Here is a 6,582-nt window from a genome sequence, read left to right as displayed (position 1 = left end):
TCTACGGGGGGTCTCCCCCCCCGGGGGTGGGTCCGCCGCCCTCTCCCCGGGGGCCCCGCGGACCGACCCCCGAGCCTCAGTCGGCGAGGGTGTCGAGGACCTGCTGGCCGTATTTGGCGAGCTTGTTCTCGCCGACGCCGTTGACCGTGCCGAGTTCGGCCAGGGTGGTGGGGCGGTCGGTCGCGATCTGGCGCAGGGTCGCGTCGTGGAAGATGACGTACGCGGGCACGCCCTGCTCCTTCGCGGCGGCGGCCCGCCAGGCACGCAGCCGTTCGAACAGCGGGGCGGCCTCGGCGGGCATCTCGACGGCCGCGGCGGCGCGGCGAGCCGGTTTCGCGGCCTTCGCGGCGCGCTCCGGCTCGCGGCGCAACAGCACCTCGCGTTCGCGGTTCAGCACCGACGCGCTGGCCTCGGTGAGCACCAGCGAACCGTAGTCGCCCTCGACCGCGAGCAGGCCCTGCGCCAGCAACTGCCGCACGACCGCGCGCCACTCCGGCTCCCGCAGTTCCGTGCCGATCCCGAACACCTTCAGCGTGTTGTGCTGGAACTGCTGGACCTTCGGGGTCTCCTTGCCGAGCAGGATGTCGATGATCTGGCCGGCGCCGAACTTCTGCCGCCGCTCGTTGCGCAGGCGCACCACGGTGGACAGCAGTTTCTGCGCGGGGACCGTGCCGTCCCACTTCTCCGGCGGGGCGAGGCAGGTGTCGCAGTTGCCGCACGGCCCGGCCTTTTCCCCGAAATAGCCGAGAATCTGCACCCGGCGGCATTCCACCGTCTCGCACAGCGCGAGCATCGCGTTGAGATGCGCGCCGAGCTTGCGCCGATGCGCGTCGTCGCCCTCGGAGGTGTCGATCATCTTGCGCTGCTGCACGACGTCCTGCAGGCCGTAGGCCAGCCACGCGGTGGACGGCAGCCCGTCGCGCCCGGCGCGGCCGGTCTCCTGGTAGTAGCCCTCGACCGACTTCGGCAGGTCCAGATGCGCGACGAACCGGACGTCCGGTTTGTCGATGCCCATGCCGAACGCGATGGTGGCGACCACGACCAGCCCGTCCTCGCGCAGGAACCGCGCCTGGTTGCGCGCGCGGGTTCGCGCGTCCAGCCCGGCGTGATAGGGCACCGCGGGAATTCCGTTGGCCACCAGGAAGTCCGCGGTCTTCTCCACCGAGTTCCGGGACAGGCAGTAGACGATCCCGGCGTCGCCCTTGTGCTCGGTGCGCAGCAGCTCCAGCAGCTGCCGCTGCGGCGAGTTCTTGCCGACGATCCGGTACTGGATGTTGGGCCGGTCGAAGCTCGCGACGAAGTGGCGGGCGTTCTCGAGCTTGAGCCGGGTGGAGATCTCCTGGTGCGTGGCCTCGGTCGCGGTGGCGGTCAGCGCGATGCGCGGCACGTCCGGCCAGCGCTCGTGCAGTGCGGACAGCGACAGGTACTCCGGGCGGAAGTCGTGGCCCCACTGGGACACGCAGTGCGCCTCGTCGATGGCGAACAGCGAGATCTTGCCGCGGTCGAACAGCCGCGCCGTCGACTCCATCGCGAGCCGCTCCGGCGCCAGGTACAGCAGGTCGAGCTCGCCGTTGACGAACGCGTCCTCCACCTGCTGGCGCTGGGTGAAATCCTGCGTGGAGTTGAGGAATCCCGCGCGCACGCCGAGGTTGCGCAGCGCGTCGACCTGGTCCTGCATCAGCGCGATGAGCGGGGAGACCACCACGCCGACGCCGGGGCGCACCAGCGCGGGGATCTGGTAGCACAGCGATTTCCCGCCACCGGTGGGCATCAGGACGAGCGCGTCGCCGCCGGCGACCACGTGCTCGACGATCGCGGCCTGGTCGCCGCGGAACGCGTCGTAGCCGAACACCCGGTGCAGGGTGTCCAGCGCTTCACTCGGGGGAGCCGTCTCGGGGAGAGCCACCCGGCAGATTCTAGGCCCGGGGCCCGACAAGGCGGCCCAGCCGGGTGCGGCGCGCCGCGTTCAGCGCGGGATTTCCCAGTCCAGCACGCCTTTTTCCACTTTCGGCGGGTAGCGGCCGAACGCGGGCCCGCCGGTTTCGAGCGCGGTGGCGGTCTGGTCGAGCAGGTCGGTCAGGCTGGCCGGCCAGCGATCGAAGTTCGCCGAGCCCTCGTTGTCGTGTTCGCCGAGCCGCCCGGCATGGCCCCGCTGGTCCAGGAACAGCGAGTTGCCGCCGCCGTCCTCGGCGAACGGCAGCCACTGGCCGTGCCACCACGAGCCGACGCCGGAATCGACGACCGGTTCGGCGAGCACGGTGCAGAGCGTTTTCGCGTTGCGGGCGATCTCGTCGATCGAACTCGGCGCGTAGAACGGCGGAAAAGTGAAAGTGCCACTGCCGATCTGCTCGAAACCACTGTGCCGACGCAATGACGCGACGAGTTCCGCGGGAAACGGCACCCCGATCTCCCGCTGCGCCGAGGCGAGACGGGTGAGATCCGCGGGCGGGCCGAGCCGGGTCGCGGGAGCGTGCGCGCCGAGCCAGCGCTCGATCCGTGCCCACGCCGCGTCCACCTTCGCCGACACGGCGGCGGGAACTTCGGGGAGCCGGTCCGGCCCCTGCCCGGCGTGGCAGCCGGTGTCCTGCGGGACCCGCGGCGGCGTCCGGATCGGCGCCGTCGGTACGCCGCTGGACGGATACCGCGTCGGTGACGGGGGTCCGGCTATCGCGCTCCGGACCGGTACCAGCAGGCCCTGCCCCGAACCGCCCGCGTGCCGTGTCGCGTTCTGCCGGACCACCGCGTACACGAGCCCGCCCGCGATCACCAGGCTCGCCGTGACCACGACGATGGCCTGTCCCCGCCCCCTGCGCATGGGCACCGACTATGCCGCGCCACGGCACCCCGCACAATGGCCGGGTGGACACCTCTCTTCCGGTCCCCGACCTGGCCGCCTACCTCACCGGGACCTGGCGGCTGACGCGGGACATCGTCACCACCGGCGGCGCGGACGCCGGTGCGGTCACCGGCACGGCCACGTTCACCCTGGCCGAAGACGTCCTGGTCTATGACGAAGAGGGCGAGTTGCGGCTCGGCGGCTTCGTCGGCCCCGTGACCCGCACGCTGCACTACCGCCTGACCCGGCCGGAGCGTGCCGACGTGCATTTCGACCACGGCGGGTTCTTCCACGATCTCGACCTGAGCGAGGGCCGGTGGTCGACCGACCACCCGTGCCGCGCCGATCGCTACCACGGCGAGTTCCACGTTTCCGACGGCGGGCACTGGCGCCAGGAATGGACCGTGACCGGACCGGCGAAGGACCACGTGATCGTCACCCGGTTCGCCCGGCTGTGACGCTTATCCGGCCTCTTCCGCGCCGGTGCTCCCGGCGTTTTCGGCGGCCAGCCTGCGCTCACGTTTGCCGCGGGCCAGTTCGGTCGCCAATGCGTCGAGCGGACCGGTCCAGAACCGCCGGTACCGGTCCAGCCAGCCGTCGATTTCCCGCAGTGGCGCGGGATCGACCGCGTACAGCCGCCGGGTGCCCTCGGCCCGCACAGTGGTGAAGCCGTTCTCCCGCAGCACGCGCAGATGCTGGGACACCGCGGGCTGGGAGATCCCGAACTCGGCCCGCACCACCGCGGTGACGTCGCCCGAACTCAGCTCGCCGTCGGCGAGCAGGTCGAGGATCCGGCGGCGGACCGGATCACCGAGGACGTCGAAAGCGTGCATCGGGCAATTCTAAAAGCCCGCGCTTATGTAAGTCAACGCCGTGGTGTCGTGAATCCACTGTGGACGGTCAGGTGTAGCCGTCGGTGCGGTGGTCGGGCAGTCGCTGCGGACCCGGCCCCTGCGTCCCGAGTTCGTCGCCGGGATTGGCGAGGCGGCAGCGGTTCAGCGACATGCAACCACAGCCGATGCAGTCGGTCAGCTGATCGCGCAGCTGCTCCATCGCCCGGATCCGCGCGGTGAGGTCCTTCTTCCAGCACTGGGAGATCCGGGCCCAGTCGGCGCGGTTCGGGGTGCGGTCCTCGGGCAGCAGCCCGAGCACCTCCCGGATGGCGGACAGTGGCATGCCCACGCGCTGGGACATCCGGATGAAGGTCACCCGGCGCAGCGTGTCCCGGCGGTAGCGGCGCTGGTTGCCCGCCGTTCGCTTGCTGCGGATGAGTCCTTCGTCCTCGTAGAACCGCAGCGCCGACGCCGGGACACCGCTGCGCCGGGAGAGTTCGCCGACGGTGAGGTCGGGCAGCTGGACGGTCGCGTTCGCCATGGGTCAGAGGATAACCCGGACCCGGGGCTTGACTTCAAGGGAGCTTGAAGTTCCACGCTGATGTGCAGATCGAGTTCCCTTGAGATTCAGGAGGTTCGTGTGTCCGAGGTTCCCGTCCGGCTCGCCGTCATCGTCGGCAGTGTCCGGGAAGGACGGTTCGCCCCGGTGGTCGCCGACTGGTTCGCCGCCGAAGCGGGCGCGCACGGCCGGTTCGAGGTCGACGTGGTCGATCTGGCCGAGCCGGATCTGCCCATGGTGCTGCCCGCGTTCGGCGCCGCGCCCACTCCCGAGGTTGTCGCCGAGGTCGCCAAGGTGACCACGCGGCTCGCCGCCGCCGACGCCTTCGTCGTCATCACGCCCGAGTACAACCACAGCTATCCGGCGTCGCTGAAGAACGCCATCGACTGGCACAACGCCGAATGGCACGCCAAGCCGATCGCGTTCGTCTCCTACGGCGGGATGTCCGGCGGGCTGCGCGCGGTCGAACATCTGCGTGGCGTCTTCGCCGAACTGAACGCGGTGACGATCCGCGAAACCGTCAGTTTCCACGGCGTGCACGGCCAGTTCGGGGCCGACGGCAGGCCGAAGGACGCCGAGACGACGTCGGTGGCCGCGAAGACGCTCCTCGACCAGCTGGAGTGGTGGGCGAGGACGTTGTCGGCGGGCCGCGCCGAACGGTCCTACCCGGCCTGATCGCCCGCCGTGTCCGCGCGGGCTGAAGGGGACCTTCGTCTCGTCGCATGCGAGAAAGGTCCCCTTCAGCTCGTCCTGCGCGAGGAAAGTCCCCTTCAGCTCACGGCGTCAGAGATCCGGCCAGCCGCGGCGCAGATGGGCGAAAGCGGTGTCCAGCGCCGCGACCGGGTCCGGCTCCAGCGCGGCGAGGTCGGGGATTTCGAGGACGAAGCGGGCCAGCACCCGCAACGAAAGGTCGTTCTCCTTGTGCCCGGTCTCCTCGGCGATGACGCGGGCGAGCGCCGGCTCGTTGTCCGCCCACAACGCCCTCGCGTGGGCGCGCAACGCCGGAGTGGCGAGCACGAGTTCGGTCCGGCGCCGGAATTCCGGTGCGGGGTCGGGGTCGAACGGACCGCGAGTGGCCAGGAAGTCGCGCAGCGCGCCGAGGATCGACATCCCTTCCGCGCGCTCCCGCACCGCCGCGATCAGCGCCGCCTCGCGTTCGCCGCCGTCACCGAGGACGAGGGCCTCCTTGCCGCCGGGGAAGTGGGCGAACAGTGTCGACACCGCCGTGTCCGCGGCCTCGGCGATCTCCGCGACCGTGACGTTGTCGAACCCTCGTGCCAGGAACAGCTTCAGTGCCGCGTCGGACAGTGCCTTGCGGGTCGCGGCCTTCTTGCGCTCCCTCCGTCCAGTCGTCATGTCCGCAGCCTACCTGAGTCGAGAGGGGTTCCGAAATCGGAATGATTGCGACTTCGGAGTCATTATGGCAATCTGGTGTCATGACATGGGACGTACGACGGCTGCCCGGCGCCGAGGGAAAGACCTTCCTGGTCACCGGGGGCAACGCGGGGATCGGGTATTTCGTCGCGGAACAGCTCGCGGGCACCGGCGCGACCGTCGTGCTCGGCAGCCGCGACGCGGCGAAGGCGGAGACGGCGCGAGGGGCGATCGAGGCGAGGGTGCCCGGCGCGCGGATCCGGCACGTCCGGCTGGACCTCGCCGATCTGTCGTCGCTCAAGGCGGCCGTGGACGCGCTGGAACTGAACACCCTCGACGCGGTCGTCCTCAACGCCGGGGTGCTGCTCGACGCACCGCCGCGCCGCGAGACCGGGGACGGTCACGAAATGATGTTCGGCACCAACCACCTCGGGCACTTCGCGCTGACGCGGTGGCTCATGCCGCTGCTGTCGGCCGCGCCGGGCGCCCGGATCGTCACCACCGGGAGCTTCGCGGCCAAGTCGGAGCACCTGGACCTCGACGACCTCCAGAGCACGCGGGACTACCGGCCGAAGCGCACCTACGGGCGGTCGAAACTGGCGCAGATGCTCTTCGGCCTCGAACTCGACCGTCGCCTGCGCGCGGCGGGGAGCGCGACGTCGAGTGTGGTGTGCCATCCCGGCGGCGCGCTCGACTCGCTCACCCCGGCGCGCCCGCCGGTGCACGCGCGGACGGCGGGGGAGCGGCTGCGCGGCCTGCCGCTCGCCCTTTTCGTGCAGGGCAAGGAAGCCGGCGCGTGGCCCGCGGTCAGGGCGGTCCTCGATCCGGCGGTGACCGGTGGGCAGCTGTGGGGTCCTCGGGTGTTCGGCCTGCGTGGCGAGCCGCGGCTCGAACCGGTCTGGGACAACCTCGGCGACCCCGAAGTCGCTGCGCGCCTGTGGACGGCCAGCGCCGAGCTGACCGGAACCGAGCCGGCCTGA

At 70.9% G+C, this 6,582-nt stretch carries 8 protein-coding genes; 3 read left to right on the top strand and 5 right to left on the bottom strand.

Features of this window, described 5'->3' with window-relative positions; translation table 11 throughout:
* Nucleotides 1-76 precede the first annotated feature (76 nt).
* Both recQ and ACFWY9_RS20420 read right to left on the bottom strand, forming a co-directional pair.
* Nucleotides 77-1,906, bottom strand: coding sequence for a DNA helicase RecQ (recQ, locus tag ACFWY9_RS20425; protein ID WP_378330730.1), 1,830 nt, complete (start codon nucleotides 1,904-1,906; stop codon nucleotides 77-79).
* Nucleotides 1,907-1,966: 60 nt separating this feature from the next.
* Nucleotides 1,967-2,815 (bottom strand): SMI1/KNR4 family protein, encoded by an 849-nt coding sequence (locus tag ACFWY9_RS20420; RefSeq protein ID WP_378330729.1) that lies wholly within the window; start codon nucleotides 2,813-2,815, stop codon nucleotides 1,967-1,969.
* A gap of 44 nt (nucleotides 2,816-2,859) precedes the next feature.
* On the opposite strand from ACFWY9_RS20420, the gene ACFWY9_RS20415 reads away from it, so the two are divergent.
* Nucleotides 2,860-3,294 (top strand): DUF6314 family protein, encoded by a 435-nt coding sequence (locus tag ACFWY9_RS20415; protein ID WP_378330728.1) that lies wholly within the window; start codon nucleotides 2,860-2,862, stop codon nucleotides 3,292-3,294.
* 3 nt (nucleotides 3,295-3,297) lie between these two features.
* Here ACFWY9_RS20415 and ACFWY9_RS20410 read toward each other — a convergent pair whose 3' ends face one another.
* Both ACFWY9_RS20410 and soxR read right to left on the bottom strand, forming a co-directional pair.
* Nucleotides 3,298-3,669, bottom strand: coding sequence for an ArsR/SmtB family transcription factor (locus tag ACFWY9_RS20410; protein WP_378330727.1), 372 nt, complete (start codon nucleotides 3,667-3,669; stop codon nucleotides 3,298-3,300).
* A gap of 67 nt (nucleotides 3,670-3,736) precedes the next feature.
* Nucleotides 3,737-4,210 carry a redox-sensitive transcriptional activator SoxR gene (gene soxR, locus ACFWY9_RS20405; RefSeq protein ID WP_378330726.1) on the bottom strand — a complete coding sequence of 158 codons (474 nt, stop codon included), beginning with the start codon at nucleotides 4,208-4,210 and terminating at the stop codon, nucleotides 3,737-3,739.
* 99 nt (nucleotides 4,211-4,309) lie between these two features.
* Between soxR and ACFWY9_RS20400 the strand changes: the two genes are divergently transcribed.
* Nucleotides 4,310-4,903: an NADPH-dependent FMN reductase gene (locus tag ACFWY9_RS20400; protein ID WP_378330725.1), complete on the top strand. Its 594-nt coding sequence runs from the start codon at nucleotides 4,310-4,312 to the stop codon at nucleotides 4,901-4,903.
* A gap of 108 nt (nucleotides 4,904-5,011) precedes the next feature.
* Here the strand turns inward: ACFWY9_RS20400 and ACFWY9_RS20395 are convergent, their stop codons facing one another.
* Nucleotides 5,012-5,584: a TetR/AcrR family transcriptional regulator gene (locus tag ACFWY9_RS20395; RefSeq protein WP_378330724.1), complete on the bottom strand. Its 573-nt coding sequence runs from the start codon at nucleotides 5,582-5,584 to the stop codon at nucleotides 5,012-5,014.
* An 80-nt stretch (nucleotides 5,585-5,664) separates the two neighbouring features.
* On the opposite strand from ACFWY9_RS20395, the gene ACFWY9_RS20390 reads away from it, so the two are divergent.
* The gene (locus tag ACFWY9_RS20390) at nucleotides 5,665-6,582 is read left to right on the top strand and encodes an SDR family NAD(P)-dependent oxidoreductase (RefSeq protein WP_378330723.1); all 918 of its coding nucleotides are present in this window, start codon (nucleotides 5,665-5,667) and stop codon (nucleotides 6,580-6,582) included.

Origin of the sequence: Amycolatopsis sp. NPDC059027 (genome assembly GCF_042739735.1) — a bacterium.
Lineage (GTDB): Bacteria > Actinomycetota > Actinomycetes > Mycobacteriales > Pseudonocardiaceae > Amycolatopsis.
Note: the sequence above shows the minus strand (reverse complement) of the source record. Positions and strands in the feature narration are given on the sequence as shown.

Bases quoted from the DNA above. Each gene is read 5' to 3' on its own strand.
- ACFWY9_RS20420 (WP_378330729.1), bottom strand. From the start codon at position 2,815: ATGCGCAGGGGGCGGGGACAGGCCATCGTCGTGGTCACGGCGAGCCTG.
- ACFWY9_RS20410 (WP_378330727.1), bottom strand. From the start codon at position 3,669: ATGCACGCTTTCGACGTCCTCGGTGATCCGGTCCGCCGCCGGATCCTC.
- soxR (WP_378330726.1), bottom strand. From the start codon at position 4,210: ATGGCGAACGCGACCGTCCAGCTGCCCGACCTCACCGTCGGCGAACTC.
- ACFWY9_RS20395 (WP_378330724.1), bottom strand. From the start codon at position 5,584: ATGACGACTGGACGGAGGGAGCGCAAGAAGGCCGCGACCCGCAAGGCA.
- ACFWY9_RS20390 (WP_378330723.1), top strand. From the start codon at position 5,665: ATGACATGGGACGTACGACGGCTGCCCGGCGCCGAGGGAAAGACCTTC.